A 21,571-nucleotide genomic window follows, 5' to 3' on the forward strand; every position below is an offset into this window, starting at 1 on the left:
CCTATTTGAATTCGCTGCCCTGGACGGTGCTTTCCGATTCCGCCGCGCTGCGATCGGCTGGCTTGCCAGGCTTCAGGTCCTTGCTGAGATTCGTCTTGCGGTTCTCTTCATGTTCGGCATTTCGCGCGTGTCCCACCTCGCTCGCACGACGTTGGGGTTGCGCCTTCGAATTGGTATCGGAACGTGGTTTCATGAAGCGAACCTTCCCCAACTGTTGAGGGTCGAGTATGGAGGCAAAACCCGCATGGATGCCGTATGGCAGCAGCCGCTCGTGCCATATCAGATTTTACTTTGTCAGGGCATGTCATCGGTGTTCATTGGTGCGCAATGAAAGCCGTTATATTGGCCGCAGGCAAAGGGACTCGCATGCGGGAACTCACGCAGGAACTTCCCAAGCCCATGTTGAAGGTTCAAGGCAAGCCAATCCTGGAGCACATCGTCGAAGGGATCGCCGCGACGGGCATTCACGATATCTTCATCGTCACGGGCTGGCAGGCCGAAGTCGTTGAACACTACTTTGGCAATGGCTCACGCTGGAAGGTTCGCATTCAATACGGCCGCCAAATCGTTCAAGACGGAACCGGAAAAGCCCCCGAACTTGCAAAGGAATTCATCGGAGTTTCACCGTTCCTGCTGACGTACGGCGACATCCTTGTAAAACCGGAGACGTACCAGCAGATGATCCATCGCTTTAACGAAGGATATTTTTCGGGTTTGATAACCGTGACGCGCGGACAAGATGTCAGCAAGGGCGGCCTGAACTTTTTTGATGAGAAGTTCTGCCTGCAGCGCATCGTTGAAAAACCGGGTCCTCAGCGGGTAGCGCAACTGCAGTCGGAGGGGTTGTTGAAGGCGGGTGAGCCGGTGTGGTACAACGCGGGCATCTACATCTTCAAACCCTCGCTGTTCGATGAAACCGCCAAGCTGCAGAAATCCCCGCGCGGTGAATTCGAATTAACGGATGCCATTAATGGCCTGCTTGAAACGCATCACACAATCGCCGGTCTTGAAATTCAAGGCCGCTGGGTCGACGTGCGTGACCCCGAAGTCCTCGCAAGCCTTGAGAAACAATCAGGGCCCGCGCTTTAGGGAGTCAGCTGACGAACCTCGGCTCGAACACTGGCTGGGTCCCGTGTTTTCTCAGCAATTCCATGAAGCGCTGCAGGCCGCGTTTTTCGTCCGTCCCCAGATGATAATGAATGTGCCAGTTCAGGTAATCGCGTCGGAAATCCTCAGTGTAATCAGTGCGTTGGCGGATGATCGAATCCACCGTATCCAGCCCGAACGCTTTGGCTTCCCGCAACTGGCGCCGCAGCTCTGAATTTTCGATGCCGCGTTTCAGCGCCCAAACCGCATACACGAAAGGCAGGCGCATGGTCTCAAACCACGCCGCACCCAGATCCCAGATCGCGTGCTCGTGCGGACCGGTCAGCAAGTCGAGCGCGTGATCGCCGATCAACAAAACAAAATCAGGGAGCCGCTGCAAATCGCAGGCCGGCAATGGCTTGAAATCGGGTTTCAATCCGCGCTCGGCGAGGAGCACGCGCAGCAGATTGACACTCGTCAGTGAAGCGGTATCGCAGAACACCTCGCGCGCTTCCTCGATCGGATGTCGATGTGCCAGGAGCACGCTCTGGACTTCACCCAGGGAAGCGATTGCAACTCCGTCCAGGACATCGTATCGATCGTTGAACAGGACTTCCGTCACGCTCACCAGCGCCGCGTCCAGTTCGTCGTTCCGCAACATCTCCGCCAGCCGTGACGGCACATCGAATCGAACCTGGTCCTCGAGCCCGCGCGTGAGTGGAACGGCATTCAGGAATTTGACGGAGCCGACGCGGAATTTGCCGAGTGATTGCTCGAGTTGAACTTCGCGTTCACGTTCGGTGGTGATCCGATCCCGTTCCAGCCTGCGCTCCAACTCCGCCGCCGATTCTGGCGGAGCCATGCGGAGTTTAGGAATTTCGTCAGGCATATCCATGGTTTCGTTCAGGCGTGCCGGTTTCAGGTCGACCAACTGCGAACGCCACCTTCATCCGTGCACCAATTCTACCGGACCGGGAGCCACCGCAGATTCAGGTCCGAGGTCAATTGGCTCATAGAACGTATTTCGCTGCACGGGTATGCGCCCGGTCTCGCGAATCGCCTTGATCATGTCGGCCTGCGTCTGCAATTGAGGTGATGTGGCGCCAGCCATGTGAAAGATGTGTTCTTCAATGATCGTGCCGTGCAGGTCATCGGCGCCGTAATTCAACGCGACCTGAGCGAGCTTCATTCCGAGCCCCACCCAATACGCTGTGATGTGAAAAAAGTTATCGAGGTAGATTCTGCTCACCGCAATCGTGCGCAGCGCATCCATGCCGGTCGGCGGGTGCGTCACCGGAATGTCGTTGTTCTCGGGGTGATAGGCGAGGGGAATGAATCCAACGAAGCCGCCCGTCTCGTCCTGCAACGCGCGGAGTTGTCGCAGGTGATCGACCCGGTCTTCCAGGGACTCGACATGGCCGAACAGCATCGTGCAGGTGCTGCGTCCACCGAGCCGGTGCCATGTTCGATGCACATCCAAATATTCCTCTGCGGATTCCTTGCCTTTTGCGATCGCGCTGCGAACCTGCGGGCGAAAAATTTCGGCACCCCCTCCTGTCAGCGAGCTCAGCCCGGCTTCCTTCAGTTCGCTTAGAACCTCCGCAACGGATTTTTTCGCCAGCCAGGCAAGGTGGAGAATTTCAATCGCCGTGAAACATTTCAGGTGCAGGGCAGCTTTCGGGTTTCGAACTTGCGATTTAAGCGCGCTGAGCGCTTTCAGCATGTCGATGTAATAGCTAAACGGAAGGGAGGGATGCAGTCCTCCCACGATATGCAGTTCGGTGATGCCGAGCTGGAGTGCTTCGCGGGCCTTTTCAACGATCTGCGGAACGGTGAGTTCAAAACCGTCCTTGTCGCGTTTCTTGCGGGCAAACGAACAGAACTGGCACGAGAGAATGCAGTAATTGGAATAGTTGATGTAGCGATTGACGATGTAGCTGGCTCGCGCGCCGACTTTTTTCCGGCATGCCATATCCGCGATCGCACCGAGCGCGTTCAGGTCCCTGGTCTGGAGGAGGCGGAGTGCGTCGGAATCGGAAATGCGTTCACCTGCGGCGACCTTCTCATACAGGTCTCGCAGTTCGCTGCGTTGAACGAAAAAATGCACGCTGCAGTAAAGCAGCTTTCCCCCTGCGGTGCAAACGCAACGGCACCGCAAACCTGCGTTAGACGTGCGGGAGTTTCAGGCCCGCGGTTCGCGCGCGTTCGAGCAGTGATCCAAGATTCTCCAGGCAAAAACGCGACCAGGATTCGTAGGAGGAAAGGTCCTCCACAGCTTCGGCGATCGGAATGAATTCAGGGCTGACGATTCCGCTGCGCCGTCCCACGATCGATTCGTCCGGGACCACCATCACGTGGACCACGCCGAAATGGACAAAACCGACTTCCGTGCTGTCATCGTTAATCAGGGCCACCGCGGTTTCCTGAGCATTCTCAATGGCGACTTCTTCCATGAGTTCACGTCGCATGCCTTCGCTATAGCCGGGTCCCTTTGAAAACAGGCCAGTGTCTTCTTCGGAAATGTGGCCGCCGATGCCGACCGAGTACAGCCCGTGCAAGCGGGTTTCGCCGCCACCTTTTCCCCGCCTATAACGCAGGATGCGATCGTTGCAGAAGATCAGCACATACGGAATCAGCTGCTTATGGCTGCGGTCATTCTCCGCCTCGCTGCGGTTGAGGTAGGTGATGTTGGCCGACGCGGTGAGAACGGGGAGATATCGGTCCACATCGGGGCTGATCCCCTGGAAAACTCCGAGGCTTTCCAGGAGGGTTCGTTGAAAACAGAGCACGCGTTCTTCGGTCGCCATAATGGGCCGCATCATGGCTGGGCGCGCTCTCGTTTCACGAGAAAAATTTCAGCTTTCGTCACCGCGCAGCAGACGTGTTGACCGGGGCTTCCACGAGGGACTTGATCGTCGCCAGTCCTTTTTCAAAGTCGCCACCGATCATTTTATCGCAATCCACAAACAGGCTGAACGCCTTGCCCACGAAGTTATTGGTTCCTGACATGGTCCACGTGACCCGCGTGCTGTCCGCCTCGGGCGTAAAGGTGAACTCCGTGTCGTTGACAGCTTTCATGGGGCGAAGGAATTCCAGGCGCATCCGAATCCGCTCGGAGGGGACGCTCTCAGTGATCGTCATGGTTCCTTCGCCTACCTTGCTGTTGCCCGCCCACGACATCGTCGCTCCCGCTCCGCTCTCCGCTCCGCTGAAAGCATTTTTTGCGTTGGGATCCAATTTCGCCCAGGGCGACCAGGCGTCCCACTTGTGCAGGTCGTTGACATGTTCGAACACTCTCTGCGGTGGCGCGGACATTGTTGCGGACCGAGTCACGCGGAACTGCGCAGGCCGGGTCGCTATGACTATGGCGAGCCCGATAATTACGACGGCGGCGATGATCAGAGCAATTTTCATGAGTTGGGATTGGTTACGGTTGAGTTGAATGGTCAGCCGCCCGCCATGGCTCCGACGACGAGAAATGGTTCCTGACCCTCGACGACGGGTTGAGGCAAAACGGTTTCGGCAGATTCATTTGAAAAATCTTCCTTGCAGGCGAAGAAGCGAATGAACGGGCGGCGGCGCAGGGTGCCATGATCGCGAATGGTGCCCCGCAACACAGGGTGGCGCGCCTCGAGCGCATCGAGGATCGCGCCAACAGTCACAGGCGCCGGGATGTCCAAGTGAACCTCAGCGTCTGTGCGCGCAAGATTCCGCAGGTGAAATGGGAGGACAACGCGGATCATGGAAATCCGTTTCTTACGCGATGGTCTGAACTTCCACTGAGAGCACCGCGGGAAGATCACGGACAATCGGCGCCCAATGATCGCCGCTGTCTGCGGAGCAATACACCTGCCCGCCCGTGGTTCCGAAGTAGATACCACAAGGCTCCAGCGCGTCCACCGCCATGGCATCACGCAGGATGTTTACATAACAGTCCTTCTGCGGAAGGCCGTTCGTGAGGGGTTCCCACTCGTTGCCGCCGCTGCGGCTGCGATACACCCTCAATTTTCCATCCGGCGGGAAATGCTCGGAATCGCTTTTGATCGGGACCACGTAGATCGTTTCGGGTTCATGCGCGTGAACGTCGATTGGGAAGCCGAAATCGCTCGGCAGATTTCCGCTCACTTCGTGCCATTGATCGCCTGCATTGTCCGATCGCATCACGTCCCAATGTTTTTGCATGAACAGCACACCGGGTTTGGAGCGATGCATTGCGATGCGATGGACGCAGTGGCCCACTTCCGCTTCGGAATCGGGCAACTCGTAATTTGATTTCAGGCCGCGGTTGATGGGCTTCCATGTCTCGCCACCATCATCCGTGCGGAACGCCCCGGCGGCCGAGATCGCAATGAACATTCTTTTGGCGTCGGTGGGATCGAGAATGATCGTGTGCAATCCAAGGCCGCCTGCCCCAGGCTGCCACAGGTGACCCTTGGCCTGTCGCAATCCCGCCAGTTCCTTCCAGGTTTTGCCGCCATCAATCGTCTTGAACATCGCCGCGTCTTCCACGCCCGCAAACGCGATGTCGGGATTTTCCAAAGAGGGTTCAATATGCCAGACGCGTTTGAATTCCCAGGGATGCTGCGTTCCGTCGTACCACTTGTGGGTTCCGACCTGTCCTTCGTAGAGGAACATGTTGCTTTCTCCCTTGGGGAATCCGTCCGGCCCCATGAGATCCTCCGGTTTGGTCCCGGGCGGATTCCATGTTTTCCCGCCATCATCGGATCGCTGGATGATCTGCCCGAACCAGCCGCTGGATTGGGATGCGTAAATGCGGTTGGGATCGGCGGGTGAACCTTTGATGTGATAAATTTCCCAGCCTGCGAAATGCGGGCCGCTGACTTCCCAATTTTTCCGCTGGCCATCCGAGGTGAGCGTGAATGCGCCCTTTTTCGTGCCGACAAGAACTCTGATTTTGCTCATACGCCTGTTTCTCCTTGGGCCATCAGGGAATCACGCTGACCATCCAGCCGATTCCGAACTTGTCCTTCAACATCCCGAAGCACGGTGACCAGAATGTTTTCGTCAAAGGCATTTCGACTGTTCCGCCGGCGGCAAGTGCGTTGAACGCGCGGTGCGCTTCTGCTTCCTCTGGGACGGCAAGCGACAATGAAAATCCCTCGAACTGGGTCGCACCATTGGAGCAGCCGTCCGAAGCCATCACCACTGATTCACCGATCCGAAAACTGCAGTGCATGATCTTTTCGTCGAAGCCGGGCGGCACCATGCCGGGAGGAGGGGCTTCGGGACTTTCCTTGTAGCGCATCATCATTTCCACCCGGGCACCGACCGCCTGCCGATAGAAGTCGAGCGCCTGCTCGCAGTTTCCATTGAAGAACAGGTAGGCCTGAACAAGCGATTGTTTTGTTGCGTTCATCAGAAGAATTTTCTGGAGTTTTCTTATCAGACCTCAACGAGGGTTTCGAATCCGCCATAGGTCATCCGCTTGCAATCAAACGGCATGTCCTTGGCCTCTCCCATCTCCGAGATTCGAGGGTCCTTCATGACCTTGGCGTTGACCTTGTCGCGATGCGCGCGGGACTTGTAGACGATGTAGGCGAAGATGATGGTCTCGCCTGGCTTTGCTTTGGCGATGCGGGTGAACGGCACGCCGTACTGCGGGTTCAGGTCATCCCCGACACATTCCTTGTAGTCGAGCGCGCCATGCTCCATCCATATCTTGCTGGCCTTCTTGGCGATCTTGCGATAGGCGGCGACGTTCTTTGTGGCGATCGGGATAACGAATCCATCAACGTAGGTAGCCATAATATTTAATTGAGGTAAGGGGTTAGTGTTGAGCGATGTGGAGTTCTGTTTTTGATTCGTCGGCGAGCGGGCATTCTGCAGCGACGGGGCGGACTTCGACGACGGCTCCGAATGGCAAACCGGGGCATTTGCGAGCGATCGCCTCGGCCTCTGCCATGGTTTTCACCTTGAGAAGGAAGTATCCGGCAATGGTTTCCTTGGTCTCGACGAACGGTCCGTCCGCGCAAACTCTTCCGTTCGAGACGACCCGGCCTTCCCGCTCCAGAGGGTTTCCAGCGAGGGCGGTTCCGGAGTCCACGAGGCCCTTGAACCAGGCCATCCATTGATCCGCCACCTGCTGCATTTGCGCCGGGGAAAGACCTTTTTGCCAGTCAGTGCCGCGGAACAGCAGCATATATCCATTGTCCGATTTTGTGTTCATGATCGTTTCGTTGTTCTGATTTGTAATTGTATCACTGGTAAAACGAACGGGCTGCTGGTTCCAGGACATCACCCCTGCAGATTTGTAAGAATTTTCCTGATGCCCGATCCAGTGCAGACAAAGTCCCCGTGCGATTGGAAGCCATGGGTCATGCCGCATTTTCCAGAGGGGGTAAGAGCAGTCAAGGAATTTGCCTGACACCTAAAGCCGGCACACACGATGCCGTTCCACGGCTGAGAGCGGGGAGTGTCGAAGGAGGAACTCACGGCGTGCGTGACTTCAGTCCTGTCGTCCTGTCTAATCGCCATGGAATCGCTCGTGAAGGAGCCCACGCTAGAGCAAACACAGCCGGCCGGCGACGGAACGTCGCCAGGACTGGGGGACTTCACGAACGTTTACGAGGAGCACAGCCGCGCCATTTATTACCTTTCGCTGCGATTCCTGGGTGATCCGCAGAAGGCGGAGGATGCGACGCATGACGTTTTCCTAAAGGCCTTTCGAAAACTGGATCAATTTCGGAGGGAGTCCTCGTGCCGCACGTGGCTGTATCGAATCGCCATCAACCATTGCCGCAACCTCCAGCAGACCTGGTCTGGCCGGCACATTTTCAGCAATGCCGACGAGGCAGTTTGGGAAACCGCGGTTGCCCGGACTGATTCCCCTTTGCGCGTGCTTGAAACCAAGGAGCTCGGGCAGCGGATCCAGAGAACGCTGGAAGCGTTGCCAGAGGAGTATCGGCTCCTGCTGCTCCTCGTGGCGGATGAAGAGCTGAGCTACGAGGAGATCGGCACGCTGACGGAACAATCGTCCGACGCCATCCGGGGAAAACTGCATCGCGCACGCAAGGCTTTCGCCGCGCTTTTTGAGAAGAACGGGTGAGTATGAAACAACAAAGCAAACTGAGATCGGAAGAAAAACAGGAAGCGACGCACCACAGCCAGGAATCACAAGGGCAACAGTTTGCCAGTCCTGAGGAGCTGTTGCGTTTCGATGCCGCAAAGACTCGTGTTCCATCGTCAATCGCCGAGCGGTTGCAGCAAACGATTTCCAAGGAACCCTCGGCGCCCAAAGCAAGCTGGTTGCGGCGCCTTTTTCCAAATCTATGAAACGCTTCCTGATCAGTCTTCTCTCATCGATGCCTCCGGGTCCGCGGTTCCTCGTGCTATTCTACGCGCTGACATTTCCGCTCGTTTTGGCCGGCCGGGTGCCAGCGCTGAACCCGGTGGGCATTGTATATCAATGGTTGGGGCTGGATCCGGTGTCGATCTGGGACGGCCAGGTGTGGCGCCTGGTTACTTACGCATTCTTTCCCGCCGGAATTGTTGATTGGGCCGTGAGCCTGTTCTGGCTCGTTACGCTGGCGATGGTACTGGGGCGCAGTTTCTCATCGAGTGGCTTCCTGGCCTACTGCCTCATGTGCGCGGCGGCGGGTGGGCTGCCATTAGTATGCATATTTCCGGGCGCCAGCATTGGCATTGTAACTTGTGTGCCGCTCATCTTCGGTTTGCTGGTTGCATGGGAACGTTTATATGGCCGGGAACGGATTCTGATGCTCGGCATTGGAGAAGTGTCGGTCCGGCATGCTGCGATTGTGGTCGGCGTGATCAACGTCGCAGTCATTGTGTTTTGCGCAGGGCTCCTGGTCACATCGTCCTTGCTGTGCGGCGGAGTGGCCGGCTTCCTTTATTTCACACTCGGGCGCCGCAATGTCATGAAAGGTCGCAGCCGGGTCGTGGATTCATCGGAACGCATGGCGCGATTGGAATTATGAACACGTTGGAGGCTTCCCGAATTCCCACGCAGGGTGCAACGCGTTGTGCGCTGGCACGCGGGCGCGTCCCGTTCGCCCGCGCGGCACTGGCTTCCTGCACGCTTTGCGCCCATGCATGCGGCGTCAATCGCCTGAGAGGTCCCGCTGGCCTTTGTCATGCGGGCGGGCATGCGAGGATCTTCAGTGCGCAGGTAGAGGTCTCGGATGAGCTGGAATTGGTTCCCACGTTTGCGCTGGCATTCAGCGGTTGTGATCTCCGTTGCGACTTCTGCATCACGGGCGCGCCCAGTTGGAATCCGCGGCTCGGCGAGCTGTTCGATGCTGCACGCTTGTCGAGCCGCATTCAGCGGGCCCTCGAAGAGGGTGCGCGATCGGTCATGTTTCTGGGCGGGGAACCGACAGTGCACCTGCCGGATGTGCTTGAGCTGGTGGCTGAACTTCCCGGCTCTGCGAAGCTGGTTTGGAAAACCAACGCGCATGGATCCGCGCAAAGCCGGGAGTGGCTGGAAAACGTGTTTGATGTCTGGCTTGCCGATTACAAGTTTGGCAACGACACCTGCGCGGAGCGACTGGCGCACGTTCGCAATTACAATTCCGTCGTTCGCGAAAACCTGCTCTGGGCTGCGTCGCACTCGGACCTGATCATTCGCCACCTGCTCATGCCCGGCCATCTGGATTGCTGCTGGCGATCGGTCGCCGAATGGATCGCGTGCCACCTGCCATCGATTCGCGTGAATCTCCGCAGCGGGTTTTGGCCCGCGTGGAAGGCCGCGCGTCACGCGGAATTGCGCGGAACCGTTGGACGCGTGGAGGCGGAACGCGCGAGCGACATCGCGCGCGAGTTGAACCTGCGGTTGATCGAATGAAATCCCCGGAAGAGACAGCGAGCGACGGCGAGTTGCATACCGAACTCCTCATTCTTCCCGATGGACGCATACTTGTGCATAATCTCACGCCGGCGTTCGCGGAGCTGCTGGCGCAATTGAATCCGGATTGCGCTTCGATCCAATCCCGCACTGCGCCGGGCGAGCTTTCATCCAGGCATGAACTTTCATACTGAAATCGAAACCCTCATTCGGGCGCGGTATCCGATCCTTTACATCATCACCAACGAGGAGATGCGCGTGCAGAACCTCATGGTGGAGATTGCGGCCAAGCGGCAGAAGAAGGTCTTCGAGTGGACCTACAGCAACGGAATCGTCCCGGCCGGCAGTTCGATTCAATCGCAGAAAAGCCGCAATGGCTCCACAAAGGATCCGCTGGCTGCTCTGGACCAGGTGATTGAAAGCGTCGAGCCGGCGATTTTCCTCTTCAAGGATTTTCATCCATTCCTCTCCCGAAACAATTTCGCGATCATTCGCAAGCTCAAGGACATCGCGCTGCACCTGAAGAACAGCTTCAAGACCGTCGTGCTGATTTCACCCGTGATGGAGATTCCTGCCGAGCTGGACAAGGAAGTCACGGTCATCAACTTCCCGCAGCCGACAAAGGAGGACCTTGGCCTGATGCTGGACAAAATCGTGGAGGAGATTCGAGATCACAAGCAGATCCGTCTTGAGCTGGATGGCGAGAACCGGGATCGCCTTCTGCAGGCGGCGCTTGGTTTAACCCTTGGCGAAGCCGAGAATGTTTTCGCCAAGATCATTGTGAAGGACGGGCGGCTGAGCGGTGATGATGTGCAGGAGGTGTTTGCCGAGAAGCAGCAGATCATCCGAAAGAGCGGACTGCTGGAGTACTATCCGGCGAATGAGGATTTTGCGAGCGTTGGCGGATTGGCGATCCTGAAGGAATGGTTGAAAAAGCGCGCGGCAGCCTTTACGGAGGAGGCGCGCGCCTATGGATTGCCGGCGCCGAAAGGCATTTTGCTGCTAGGCGTGCAGGGCTGCGGAAAGAGCCTCTGCGCCAAGGCGGTGTCGCGATTATGGCAATTGCCGCTCCTGCGCTTCGATATGGGACGCATGTTTGGGAGCCTCGTCGGATCATCCGAGGAGAATGTGCGGCGCGCCATTGCCGTGGCAGAATCCATCGCCCCGGCCGTGCTGTGGGTGGATGAAATCGACAAGGCGTTTGTGGGATCTCAGAGTTCAGGGGTGACCGATGGCGGGACGACCGCCCGTGTGTTTGGAACCTTCCTCACGTGGTTGTCCGAAAAAAGCGCACCTGTATTTGTGGTTGCAACGGCGAATGACGTTTCCCAATTGCCGCCGGAGTTGTTGCGCAAGGGACGCCTTGACGAGATTTTTTATGTCGATCTTCCGATTTCTGAGGAGCGCGCGGAAATCTTCAGAATTCATCTGAACAAACGCGGACGCGACCCGCAGCAGTTCGATCTGGCGGCCCTTGTGGAGTGCAGCCGTGACTTCAGCGGCGCCGAAATCGAGGAGGCGATCATCAGCGCCTTATACGATGCCTTCTACAACAAACAGGAGCTGGGCACTGAGTACATCTTGGAGGCACTAAACCAGACCGTTCCGCTTGCAAAGACAATGGCCGAGAAGATTGAGGCCCTGCGCCGCTGGTCCGTCGGCCGCGCCCGGCACGCCAGCACCCTTGAGCCAGTCGTTGATGAAATTCCTCACCGCCAGGTTGAACTTTGATTTCGCGATTGAAGTAATTCCTGAGTGACGAATTGCGGGCAGCGCGGTCGAATGCTGTGACGGTCAACCGGATTGTTTATGAGCTGTGTCTGTATTTTGACGCCCGTGGTGATTGCCGCATGGCCCGCTTTCAGCGCGGCAGTCGTGACCGCGGCGACATCGCTTGGCTTTGTCGTCATTGATGAAGGCATTCGCGAGCACCAGACGGCTGAGGTAACCGAAAGCGAGAGCACGATTCAGCTGGAAATCGAACAGAGCGAAATCGTAACGAGCCAGCTGGGACGGGACCAGCGCATCAAGGTGACTCGCAATGGCGTGACTGTCGTCTTCGCCCGTGACACGCGCGGCAAGGCTTCAATTTGCGTTTCAGGGCCGGGCTATACAGACGACGAGCTGCGCGCGATTGGCGAGGAGCTGAGCCAGCGAGTCGTGCAGAAATATATTCATCAGCGGTTGATGGACGAAATTCGAAGCCGCAATTTTCACGTCGTGGAGGAAGAGGTCGATGAAAACCAGGCCATACGCCTGAAGGTCCGCCACTGGGATGGCTAACGAAGAGGAATTTTATGGCACAACGCGAGTTCGAAATTACGATCGCCGCCACCGGGACCGTTGAGGTTCATGTCAAGGGATACAAGGGCCGAAGCTGTCTGGAGGCCATGAAGGTCTTTGAGGAGATCATCGGCGAAATGAAATCCCAACGTCAAACGAGCGAGTTCTACGAGCCTGACGAGCAGGTTCAGCTGAACATCGATCAGCGGCATTGAGCGGCGAAGGACGCGTTAAATCGCGTTTCGGAGAGGATATCTGGCGAGGCAAACCACAGATTCTGACCTCACGTATTATCCACCCAGAGCGCGGTGGTATCGATGGCCCGTGTACATGTCCGATAGGCTGCGGCGTCTGCTGCACCTGGAATGGCTGCATCGCCCCGCGGGAATTTCCACAGCCCAGCTGCTGCTGGGCGTGCTGGTGCCAGGCGTGGCGCTCTGGGTCTCGGGGCGCCGGATGCTCGCCTGGATTTTTATTGCGGTGTACGGCATCGCGTTCGTTGTCCTTGCGGTGTGGTTCGGCCACACCGTGAGCCGCCTTGCATACGGCACCCTGATTTCCATTCATGCGGCGGGCATCTTCTTTCTACTGAATCGCAGCCTGTGCGGGCACTATGAATTCCCCGTTCGGTTCGGCGTTTGCGTGTTGTCGCTCCTGCTGCTTTGGCTCGCCGCATACCGCCCCGCGATGATGTTTGTGCAAAGTCGCTGGTTTTATCCGGTGGAAGTTCACGGGCGCGTTGTTGTCATGCGGCCGGCGACGTCGACGGAACGGTTGCGCGCCGGCCAGTGGGTGCTGTTCAGACTCGATGATGCGGTGCGCCGGGAGGCTCGCGGAATGGGAGTGGTCGTCCGCGACGGCTTGGGTTTCGGGCCGATCCTCGGCCAGCCCGGCGATAGTCTGCGGTTTACAACCAATAGCGTTGTGATTAATGGGAAGCCGCTGCCCCGCCGGCACTTGATGCCCGTTGGGGGCGAATGGATGATGCCATCAAACCAATGGTTCGCCTGGCCGGAGTTCGACGTGTCGAACGGTGGGGCCAGTCCCGCGGTCATTGCTGATCAACTTGTCGAGCTGGGCCTCGTGCGTGCCGATGAAATCGTGGGGGCGCCGTATCGCCGCTGGTTTTGGCGGCAACAATTGCCATGAGCCGTTTTGTTAATCTTGAATTGGGAGGAGAATCGGAGGATTGCACCGGCCAGGGCGCAAAGGAGTTGATCAAAGGGGAGGCGTATTATCTGGCGGAAGCCCGGACGGCATTTGAGTCAGGGAATTTCGAGCAGGCGCTGCGCTACTATTCCAAAGTGTTGGAGTTCAATCCGGAAAATGCCGGGGCGTGGACGGGCCAGGTCCGGATGTTGATCGAGCTTGGGGAGTTCCGCGAAGCAAAGCTTTGGGCTGACAAGGCGCTCGAGCGTTTTCCCAGTGAGCCGGAACTGCTTGCCGCAAAAGCGGTCGCTCTCGCGCGCAGCGGAGATCTGCATGGCGCAATGGCTTTCTCTGATGCATCGATCGAGGAGCGCGGCGACACTGCATACATCTGGCTCGCGCGCGGCGATGTTTTGCTGGCCCGAAAGGAACAGCGGGCCGATTATTGTTTTGAAAAGGCGGGGACGCTTGCGCCGCAGGATTGGTTTACTGCGTGGCTCGCGGGCCGGATTCGATATTTTTACAAGCAGTTCGCGCTCGCATTGAAGAGCTTTCAGCGGGCAGTGGAATTGAATGCGGGCCATTTTCTTGTGTGGTTTGAACTGGGGCGCTGCCAGAATACGCTCGGCCTCGCCGGTGCGGCGAAGGCATCATTGAGCCAGGCGATGCAATTGAACCCTGCTTTTCGCGAGGCCAGCCTGGAGATGATCCGCACGGAAAAGGTGGGAGCGCTGGCGCGGCTCCGCGGCTGGTGGAATCAACAGGGCAGGAAAGGCGATTAATTGTGAACCTCGCGAATGATGAGCAACTGGATCGGCTTCTGACTGCCGCCAAGGAATTTGATGGCTCCGACCTGCATTTGGTGGCCGGTGTGCCGCCTGCGTTCCGGGTGAACGGCGAAATCATCATTGCTGACGAAGACGCGCTGACCGAGGAGGAGTTGTCGCGGATGGCGGACAGCTTGTTGAACGACCAGCAGAAGCGAAAATTTGAACAGGAATGGGAACTTTGCATCTCGCTCATGCATCCCAATGCGGGCCGCGTGCGCGCCACGTTTTACCGTCGCAACGGCCATCCTGAACTCAGCTTCCGGTTTTGTGGGGAAACCATCGCGTCGCGCGAGGAACTCGGCCTGCCAGAAAAGATCGACGACCTTGCGCGACGACCCAACGGTCTGGTGCTTATTACAGGTCCCACCGGCGCTGGCAAAACCACGACCTTGAACTACCTCGTGGACCTGGTGAACAGTGAACGGCGTTGCAAGATCGTCACGATTGAGGATCCGATCGAGTTCGTCCACCAGAACAAGCGCGCCATCGTGGTGCAGCAGGAGGTGATGACAGACGTCCGCTCCTTCAACCGAGCGCTCATTCACGTGCTGCGCCAGGACCCTGACGTGATCGTCGTGGGAGAAATGCGGGATTCTGAAGCGATTGCCACGGCCATGACCGCGGCTGAAACGGGTCACCTGGTCCTGGCCACCATGCATTCGCCGAGCGTGTCGCATGCGATCGAGCGGATCATTGGGGTGTTCGATGGCAACGCGCAGCGGCAGATTGTGATGCAGATGTCGAATGCGTTGCAGGGGATCATCGCGCAGGACTTGCTGCCGGCTGCGGATCGAACCCGCCGCGTGCTCGCCTACGAATTGCTGGTGGCGAATGGCGCAGTGCGGAATTTGATCCGAGAAAGCCAGTTGCACCAGTTGGAGAATTTGATCCAGACAGGTCGCAAGGACGGCATGATGCTGATGGATAACTGCCTTCACGACTTGTATTGCAAATGCCTGATCACCTACGACACGGCCGTGAGCCGCGCTCGTCATCCCGATCGCATGATTCAAAACACGCATTAGCAACGCACAGGGCGCGGGGCGATTGGCAACGACATTGATTGTTCCAGCAGTTCCAGTAGGCTGCGGCGGCTTAAAATGCCGTAACTATCATTCACGCTCTGCCCATGAAGAAAAAGCAACCGATCTCCGTTGTCACTGGCGCCGCCGGATTCCTTGGATCCCATCTCACTGACCTGTTGCTGTCGCGCGGTCATCGCGTGATCGGCATCGACAACCTCGTCACCGGCACGGTGGACAACATCGCGCACCTGGCGGGGAACCAGGATTTCCGGTTTATTGAGCAGGACGTGACCGAGTTCTTGTTCCTCGAAGGACCGGTGCACTATGTCTGGCACTTTGCATCGCCGGCGAGCCCGATTGATTACCTGGAACTGCCGATCCAGACATTAAAGGTGGGTTCGCTCGGGACGCACAAGGCGCTTGGCCTGGCGAAAAACAAAGGAGCGCGGTTTCTCATCGCGTCCACGTCGGAAATCTATGGCGATCCATTGGTGCATCCGCAACCCGAGGAATATTGGGGCAACGTGAACACCATTGGACCGCGTGGATGTTACGACGAGTCGAAACGATTTGCCGAGGCGATCACGATGGCTTACCAGCGCGAGCATCGCCTTGAGACGCGGATCGTGCGCATCTTCAACACGTATGGACCGCGCATGCGAATTAATGATGGACGTGTGGTCCCGGCGTTCATCAGCCAGGCCTTAAAAAACAAGCCCATCACGGTATTCGGCGATGGAAAGCAAACGCGGAGCTTCTGCTATTGCTCAGATCTCATCGAAGGAATCTTCCGGTTGATGATGAGCGATTACAGTCTTCCCGTGAACATCGGCAATCCGTCCGAGATGACGATGTTGCAATTTGCCGATGAGATCATTCGCGCGACGGGTTCGCGCAGCCGGGTCGCGTTCAAGCCGCTTCCGCAGGACGATCCGAAACAGCGTCGGCCAGACATTACGAAGGCGAAAAAATTATTGAAGTGGAGTCCGGAAGTAAAACTCGCGGACGGTTTGGTGAAGACGATTGATTACTTTCGGCAGAAAGTTTAAGTGCGTATTTTTTTGCGTGAGCTTCACTCGTTTCTGCGTGAAATCGGCGCTTGTGTTGAGAGCAACCGCAAAAATCCACTTTCTATTTGACCGGCTGTTTTATTTTCGATAACCAGCACGAGCTGCACTCAACGTGAAGCCCTGAACCAGCGCAACTTGAGCGGCGGAACTACAGCCGATGCTGAACCTTAAATCATTTCTGGCGGTCGACTTTGGCGCGGGAAGTCTCAAGCTCGCCGAATTCGAAGTCAATGAAGCCGGCGGGCTGCGCCTCAAGCAATACGGGATCAGACCTCTCGGGCCGGAGGGCGCGCAGGAATCAACACGCGAAGCCACGATTCTGAAGGCGCTGCAGGCCGCAATTGTCGAGCTGGGAGTCAAATCGCGCGACATCAATGTCTGCGCTCCCGGTTTTCACGTTTTCTCGAAGTTCGTAAAACTTCCGCCTGTCGAGACGAGCAAGGTCACTCAGATCATCCAGTACGAAGCACAGCAGAACGTGCCTTTTCCCCTGCAGGAGGTTGTCTGGGATTATCAGATTCTTGGAACTACGGCTGGAGGTGAACTGGAAGTGCTGCTGGTCGCCATCAAGGCTGAGATCGTCGAGGGATTGTTCCGGGTTTCAGAGGCAGCCAAGCTGCGGCTGCAAGTGGCTGACGTTTCTCCTGCGGCGCTGTGCAATGCCTTTCGCTATAACTACGGAGACATCGAAGATTGCACCATGCTGCTGGATATCGGCGCCAAGACGAGCAATCTCTTGTTCTTCGAAAAGGGCAAGGTCTTCTCCCGCAGCATCAATCTCGGCGCCAATTCGATCACCACGGACTTCGCCAGCGAATCCAAGCTGAAGTTTGATGCGGCGGAAAAACTGAAGATTGAGGAGGGCTTTGTCAGCCTTGGCGGTGCCTATGAGGAACCTGAGAACCCTCATCAGGCTGCCATTTCCAAAATTGCGCGCCAGTTCATGACCCGGCTGCACATCCAGGTCAACCAGACCATGCAGTTCTACCGCGGGCAGCAGGGCGGCTCGGCTCCGCAACGTTTGTTCCTTTCCGGCGGCGCATCGGTGATGCCCTACACGGCCCAGTTTTTCGCCGAAAAACTGAATGTGCCTGTGGAGTACTTCAATCCTTTGCGGAACGTCCAAATTGATCCGGCAGTGAACCTCGAGGATCTCGCACGCGTTGCGCATTCGCTCGGCGAAGTGGTCGGCCTCGGCTTGCGCAACCTGGCGCATTGCCCCGTGGAATTGAACCTGATTCCAGAGAGCACGCGACGGTTGCAGGGGTTCAACGAAAAGAAACCGTATTTCATCGCGACCGTCTTCAGCCTGGTCGCTGTTGTTGCGATGGTGGGACTGCTCTACCAGAAGCTCGCCGGGGTGAAGCAGGAGGAGCTGGCAAAGGTCACGCCCATCCTGCAACCCATGCAGATGAAGGAGGCTCAGTTCAACCAGGCCTACGGCGATTTGCAGGCAACGACGAACGAGCTGCAGCAGTTAGGCAACTGGATGACAGGACGCTATTACTGGGCTGATCTTCTCACGGAAGTTCGTCGAGTCCTGATTAAATCCGAACAACTCAGCCAGCAGAAGCTGCGGGCGGATACAGGAATCTGGATCGAGCAAATGCTCACAACGGTTCCGTCCATGCCTGCATTTGATCCCAATATGGGCATGTCGCCGGTCTACGGCCAGCCGGGCGGATACACAACACCTTACGGAATGAGCGAACGCGACCGGATGATTGCGATGGAGCGCGGCATCGGGACCCCGCCGCCTGTCGAGGGTGAAGGCGGGCTGGCAGCCGGCGATCCAAACGCGGCCCCCCTCCCGCAGGTCGCATCGATCACGACGAACGAAATTTCTGTGGTGAAGATTGTATGTCGCGCTGTGGACCTTTCGAGCGTGGTGTCCGACGCGAACACAACGATCATTTACACTTTGGAGAATGAGTTGAAAGCCAGTCCGATGCTGGATCCAAAAACGACACAGATCATAGGTGCTATTGCCCCGGATGAAGCCACCCGAACGTTCACTGTGACGTTCCTGCTGTCCCTGAAAAACCCGCTGAAGCTCTAGTATGTCCTGGATCAAGCGAAATCTTTACTTCGTGGTGGGTGCCGCAGTCGCTGTCGTGCTGCTGGGCCTGGCGGGTTACTACTTTTATTCACGCTGGTCTCTTGACAAGCAGAGCCTCGAAAACCTTGAAGCGGCGTACAGCGATGTGGAGCGGATCTCCGCACTGAATCCGAATCCTGGGAATGACAGGGTCAACAACATCCAGCGTGCGCGGCAGCAACAGCAGCAGGTGCAGGCGGTCATCCAGAAAGTGCGCCGGTATTTTGAGCCCGTGCCACCGGTTCCCAATCCTGAGAATGGAATTGTCACCAAGGAAGAGTTTGCATCCGCGCTGAGACGCACAATCGATCAGATGCAAAAGGATGCAGCGTTGGGTGGCGTCAATCTTCCTCAGAGATATGACTTTTCGTTTCAAGCCCAGCGCAACCTGATGAACTTTGCTCCGGGAAGCCTTCCGCTTCTTGCCGGCCAGTTGGGTGACATCAAGGAGATCTGCGGGATTCTGTTCCAGGCGAAGATCAACTCCCTGGATGCTGTTCGCCGTGAGCGCGTGTCAATTGACGACCAGAACGGTCCGCCGGCGGATTACCTCGACCCCACGCACGTCGGAGTTACAAACGATCTGGCAATACTTGCTCCTTACGAGATCGCCTTTCAGTGCTTCAGCGCGGAACTGGCCGGAGCCCTTGCCGGGTTTGGCACCAGTCCTCACGGCCTGATTGTAAAATCCATCAATGTCGAGCCTGCTGGCGGCATGGCCGGAGGGTTTGATCCGAATTCTCCCTATGGCACTCCTGGTTATGCGACACCGCCCGGTTATACTCCGGTCCCGGGATATCCGCCTCCGGGCGGCGCTACTTACCCGTTGTACAGCGAAGGCGTTCGCCCGGCGATGCCGCAAACGGTTGCACCCCAGCCTATGCGGGGTGGTCTGCAAACCGTTCTCGACGAAAAACCATTGAAAGTCACTCTCGTCGTGAACGTGGTGCGCTTGCTACCCAGGAAATAAATGCAGTTCATCAAGAAAAACTACGAGAAGGTTCTGCTCGCCGTGGTGCTGCTTGGCTTGGTGGCAGCAGCGGGGTTCCTGCTGTTGAAGGTCGCCAGCGAAAAGCAAAAACAGGAGGAGCGTCGCAACCGCATCTTCAACAGGCCGGTCAAAGAACTCCCGGAGATCGAACTCGGGCATACGGAGGAGCTGCTCAAGCGAGCCGAGGCGACCATCGTGTTAAATTTCTCGGATAACTTGCACAAAATCTTCAACCCCGTGCGCTGGCAGAAGACCCAGGATGGGCGGTATGTGAAAAACCCGCCCGGTCAGAGCCTGGAAAAGATGGAACTGACAAAAATTACGCCTCTCTTCTTTGTGGTTCGCCTCGAGTCCGTCAATATCGCCGAATCAGGAACCCGTTACGGTTTCGTGATTGAGCAGCAGGCCGCCGCGCGCCCGGCGATGCGTGGTCCCCGGCCCTATTATGCTTCCAAGGGCGAGAAACGCGAATACGGTGAAAACAAGCAAGCGTTCCTGGTAAAAGAAGTTACCGGAAACCCGGAGACCCCGGACATACAGCTTGAGTTGAGCGACCTCGAGCAGCCGATCACCGTTTCCAAGGAACAACCTTACCGCCGAGTCGATGGTTACATGGCAGACCTGAGGTTTCCTCCGGAGAATCGAACCTTCACAAACCGTCGCAAAGGTGACCGGATTGTAGTGGCCGGCGAGGAGTACAATATCGTTGCTATTACGGAGAACGAAGTTGTATTGTCGGCCCAATCGAACCAGAAGAAATGGACCATCAAGAATAGCGCCACCCCTTGAACTCAGAAGGTGCTGTCAGAACGCAACCCTATCTCATGATCAAAGCAGTCATTACTCCCCTCTGTGTTACCGTGTTGCTGTCGATGGCAACGCACCTATCGGCGCAGCTCGCGCCGGTAGTCACCCCCGCAATTGATGAAGGTGTGCGGCGCCAGGCGGCGCAGATTGACCTGCGCACCACTCTCGATGCGGCCCGCGCTGCCGAGCAGCGGCGTGATCTCGATACGGCTGCGAAGCTTTACGGCGATGCCTGGCGGATTATTGAATCCGTCGGTCCCGGCGTCGAAAACGAAGCCCGCCAGACAGTGGCTGGGTTGACCAGTGTTCGATTGGAATTAGCCCGCGCCGCCCAGAAGCGAAGCGATTACCGTGATGCCCAGGTCCACATTAATGAGGTGTTGCGCGTCAATCCAGCTGACCCCACGGCAATGGCGCTGAAGCAGTCCAATGACCGCATGCTGGCCCTCCAGGCGGGACACATTCCCAGCCCTGAAGTGCAGACCCAGGCATCTGCCATTCACCAGGAAAAAATCTCGGCAATGACTCACGTCCAGAATGGCCGCTTCTATCTGGAAGCCGGGAAGCTGGACGAGGCGGATGTTGAACTGCAGAACGCATTGAAAATCGATCCCGCAAACGAGGCGGCTCATTATTACATCAATGCAGTATCGCAGGCGCGCTACCGGCAGATCTCCAACCGCCGCGAGCGGGACGCTGGCAAGAAACTGGTTCAGGTTCAGGACGCATGGAATGATCCAGTAAAGCGCAATCAACTGGCGGTGCCTAATCCGGCTGCGCGAACGAATCTCATCAACACCAGCTCAAGCCGTCAGGCAATCATGAGCAAGTTGGACCGCATTCGGTTGGATACGGTCGCCTACGACGCGCTTCCGTTAAGTGAGGTTATACGGAATCTCTCCGACGAGGTGAAGCGCCGCGATCCTCTGAAGCGGGGCATCAACTTCCTGATCAATCCAAACCAGGAGACAGTCTCGATGACTCCTGTCACAATCATTGCCGGTGCCCAGGGCGGTTTCGCGGCCGCACCCGTGGTGCAACCGCCCCCACTCGCCCAACCGACCTTTGATCCCGTCACAGGTCAGCAAATTTTCACCACCGCGCCTGCCGCTGAGCCGGTGGACATCAATGCAGTCCTCATCCGAATCAATCCGCCATTGTTGGATGTCCGTCTGGCGGATGTTCTTGATGCGATCGTTACTGTAGCGGACCAGCCGATCAAATATTCGTTAACGGACTACGCAGTGGTGTTTTCACTTAAGGGACCCGAGACACCTCAGTTGCACATCCGCACGTTCAAGGTTGACCCGAATACCTTCTATCAAGGTCTTGAAAGCGTCGGCGGACTCGACTTCAGCACGCTCGTTCCCACCACTCAACAAGGTGGTGGCGGTGGTGTTGGCGGCGG

General features: G+C 57.2%; 26 protein-coding genes. 16 read left to right on the forward strand and 10 right to left on the reverse strand.

Features of this window, described 5'->3' with window-relative positions:
* Window position 1: 1 nt before the first annotated feature.
* Window positions 2-193 carry a hypothetical protein gene (locus VEH04_02210; GenBank protein ID HYG21567.1) on the reverse strand — a complete coding sequence of 64 codons (192 nt, stop codon included), beginning with the start codon at window positions 191-193 and terminating at the stop codon, window positions 2-4.
* A gap of 134 nt (window positions 194-327) precedes the next feature.
* Between VEH04_02210 and VEH04_02215 the strand changes: the two genes are divergently transcribed.
* Complete coding sequence (locus tag VEH04_02215) at window positions 328-1,089, forward strand: nucleotidyltransferase family protein (GenBank protein HYG21568.1); 762 nt, start codon at window positions 328-330, stop codon at window positions 1,087-1,089.
* 4 nt (window positions 1,090-1,093) lie between these two features.
* Here the strand turns inward: VEH04_02215 and VEH04_02220 are convergent, their stop codons facing one another.
* From VEH04_02220 to VEH04_02260, 9 genes are all read right to left on the reverse strand, one after another.
* Entirely contained in the window at window positions 1,094-1,948 is an 855-nt protein-coding gene (locus tag VEH04_02220; GenBank protein HYG21569.1) for a menaquinone biosynthesis protein, read from the reverse strand.
* An 84-nt stretch (window positions 1,949-2,032) separates the two neighbouring features.
* Window positions 2,033-3,193 carry an aminofutalosine synthase MqnE gene (gene mqnE / locus VEH04_02225; GenBank protein ID HYG21570.1) on the reverse strand — a complete coding sequence of 387 codons (1,161 nt, stop codon included), beginning with the start codon at window positions 3,191-3,193 and terminating at the stop codon, window positions 2,033-2,035.
* 58 nt (window positions 3,194-3,251) lie between these two features.
* Entirely contained in the window at window positions 3,252-3,908 is a 657-nt protein-coding gene (locus tag VEH04_02230) for a phosphoesterase (GenBank protein ID HYG21571.1), read from the reverse strand.
* Window positions 3,909-3,951: 43 nt separating this feature from the next.
* A complete protein-coding gene (locus VEH04_02235; GenBank protein ID HYG21572.1) occupies window positions 3,952-4,500 on the reverse strand; it encodes an SRPBCC family protein in 549 nt (182 codons plus the stop codon).
* Window positions 4,501-4,532: 32 nt separating this feature from the next.
* The gene (locus VEH04_02240; GenBank protein ID HYG21573.1) at window positions 4,533-4,829 is read right to left on the reverse strand and encodes a MoaD/ThiS family protein; all 297 of its coding nucleotides are present in this window, start codon (window positions 4,827-4,829) and stop codon (window positions 4,533-4,535) included.
* Window positions 4,830-4,842: 13 nt separating this feature from the next.
* Complete coding sequence (locus VEH04_02245) at window positions 4,843-6,009, reverse strand: exo-alpha-sialidase (GenBank protein ID HYG21574.1); 1,167 nt, start codon at window positions 6,007-6,009, stop codon at window positions 4,843-4,845.
* A gap of 22 nt (window positions 6,010-6,031) precedes the next feature.
* The gene (locus VEH04_02250; GenBank protein ID HYG21575.1) at window positions 6,032-6,463 is read right to left on the reverse strand and encodes a VOC family protein; all 432 of its coding nucleotides are present in this window, start codon (window positions 6,461-6,463) and stop codon (window positions 6,032-6,034) included.
* 26 nt (window positions 6,464-6,489) lie between these two features.
* Complete coding sequence (locus VEH04_02255) at window positions 6,490-6,852, reverse strand: DUF1428 domain-containing protein (GenBank protein ID HYG21576.1); 363 nt, start codon at window positions 6,850-6,852, stop codon at window positions 6,490-6,492.
* Between the two features lie 22 nt (window positions 6,853-6,874).
* Window positions 6,875-7,273 (reverse strand): YciI family protein, encoded by a 399-nt coding sequence (locus VEH04_02260; protein HYG21577.1) that lies wholly within the window; start codon window positions 7,271-7,273, stop codon window positions 6,875-6,877.
* 306 nt (window positions 7,274-7,579) lie between these two features.
* On the opposite strand from VEH04_02260, the gene VEH04_02265 reads away from it, so the two are divergent.
* From VEH04_02265 to VEH04_02335, 15 genes are all read left to right on the forward strand, one after another.
* Window positions 7,580-8,152 carry an RNA polymerase sigma factor gene (locus VEH04_02265; protein HYG21578.1) on the forward strand — a complete coding sequence of 191 codons (573 nt, stop codon included), beginning with the start codon at window positions 7,580-7,582 and terminating at the stop codon, window positions 8,150-8,152.
* Between the two features lie 223 nt (window positions 8,153-8,375).
* The gene (locus VEH04_02270) at window positions 8,376-9,044 is read left to right on the forward strand and encodes a rhomboid family intramembrane serine protease (protein ID HYG21579.1); all 669 of its coding nucleotides are present in this window, start codon (window positions 8,376-8,378) and stop codon (window positions 9,042-9,044) included.
* On the forward strand, window positions 9,041-9,910 hold the full coding sequence (locus VEH04_02275; GenBank protein HYG21580.1) for a radical SAM protein: 870 nt from the start codon (window positions 9,041-9,043) through the stop codon (window positions 9,908-9,910). The genes VEH04_02270 and VEH04_02275 overlap by 4 nt, the downstream gene beginning before the upstream one ends.
* A complete protein-coding gene (locus VEH04_02280) occupies window positions 9,907-10,104 on the forward strand; it encodes a hypothetical protein (protein HYG21581.1) in 198 nt (65 codons plus the stop codon). The genes VEH04_02275 and VEH04_02280 overlap by 4 nt, the downstream gene beginning before the upstream one ends.
* Window positions 10,088-11,641, forward strand: a complete 1,554-nt coding sequence (locus VEH04_02285; protein HYG21582.1) for an AAA family ATPase — start codon at window positions 10,088-10,090, stop codon at window positions 11,639-11,641. Before VEH04_02280 ends, VEH04_02285 begins: the two co-directional genes overlap by 17 nt.
* A gap of 78 nt (window positions 11,642-11,719) precedes the next feature.
* Window positions 11,720-12,193, forward strand: a complete 474-nt coding sequence (locus tag VEH04_02290) for a hypothetical protein (GenBank protein HYG21583.1) — start codon at window positions 11,720-11,722, stop codon at window positions 12,191-12,193.
* Between the two features lie 14 nt (window positions 12,194-12,207).
* Complete coding sequence (locus tag VEH04_02295; GenBank protein ID HYG21584.1) at window positions 12,208-12,408, forward strand: DUF2997 domain-containing protein; 201 nt, start codon at window positions 12,208-12,210, stop codon at window positions 12,406-12,408.
* Between the two features lie 115 nt (window positions 12,409-12,523).
* The gene (locus VEH04_02300) at window positions 12,524-13,342 is read left to right on the forward strand and encodes a hypothetical protein (protein ID HYG21585.1); all 819 of its coding nucleotides are present in this window, start codon (window positions 12,524-12,526) and stop codon (window positions 13,340-13,342) included.
* Window positions 13,339-14,124, forward strand: coding sequence for a tetratricopeptide repeat protein (locus tag VEH04_02305; GenBank protein HYG21586.1), 786 nt, complete (start codon window positions 13,339-13,341; stop codon window positions 14,122-14,124). The genes VEH04_02300 and VEH04_02305 overlap by 4 nt, the downstream gene beginning before the upstream one ends.
* A gap of 2 nt (window positions 14,125-14,126) precedes the next feature.
* On the forward strand, window positions 14,127-15,197 hold the full coding sequence (locus tag VEH04_02310; protein HYG21587.1) for a PilT/PilU family type 4a pilus ATPase: 1,071 nt from the start codon (window positions 14,127-14,129) through the stop codon (window positions 15,195-15,197).
* 104 nt (window positions 15,198-15,301) lie between these two features.
* On the forward strand, window positions 15,302-16,246 hold the full coding sequence (locus VEH04_02315) for a UDP-glucuronic acid decarboxylase family protein (GenBank protein HYG21588.1): 945 nt from the start codon (window positions 15,302-15,304) through the stop codon (window positions 16,244-16,246).
* A 178-nt stretch (window positions 16,247-16,424) separates the two neighbouring features.
* Window positions 16,425-18,326 (forward strand): type IV pilus assembly protein PilM, encoded by a 1,902-nt coding sequence (gene pilM, locus VEH04_02320; GenBank protein HYG21589.1) that lies wholly within the window; start codon window positions 16,425-16,427, stop codon window positions 18,324-18,326.
* A gap of 1 nt (window position 18,327) precedes the next feature.
* On the forward strand, window positions 18,328-19,335 hold the full coding sequence (locus VEH04_02325; protein HYG21590.1) for an Amuc_1100 family pilus-like protein: 1,008 nt from the start codon (window positions 18,328-18,330) through the stop codon (window positions 19,333-19,335).
* A complete protein-coding gene (locus VEH04_02330) occupies window positions 19,336-20,145 on the forward strand; it encodes a hypothetical protein (GenBank protein HYG21591.1) in 810 nt (269 codons plus the stop codon). It abuts the gene before it with no gap.
* 35 nt (window positions 20,146-20,180) lie between these two features.
* Window positions 20,181-21,571: hypothetical protein (locus VEH04_02335; GenBank protein ID HYG21592.1), on the forward strand; the 1,391-nt coding region annotated here is incomplete at its 3' end.

This window comes from Verrucomicrobiia bacterium, assembly GCA_035629175.1.
In the GTDB taxonomy this organism is placed as follows: Bacteria; Verrucomicrobiota; Verrucomicrobiia; order Limisphaerales; family DASXHY01; genus DASXHY01.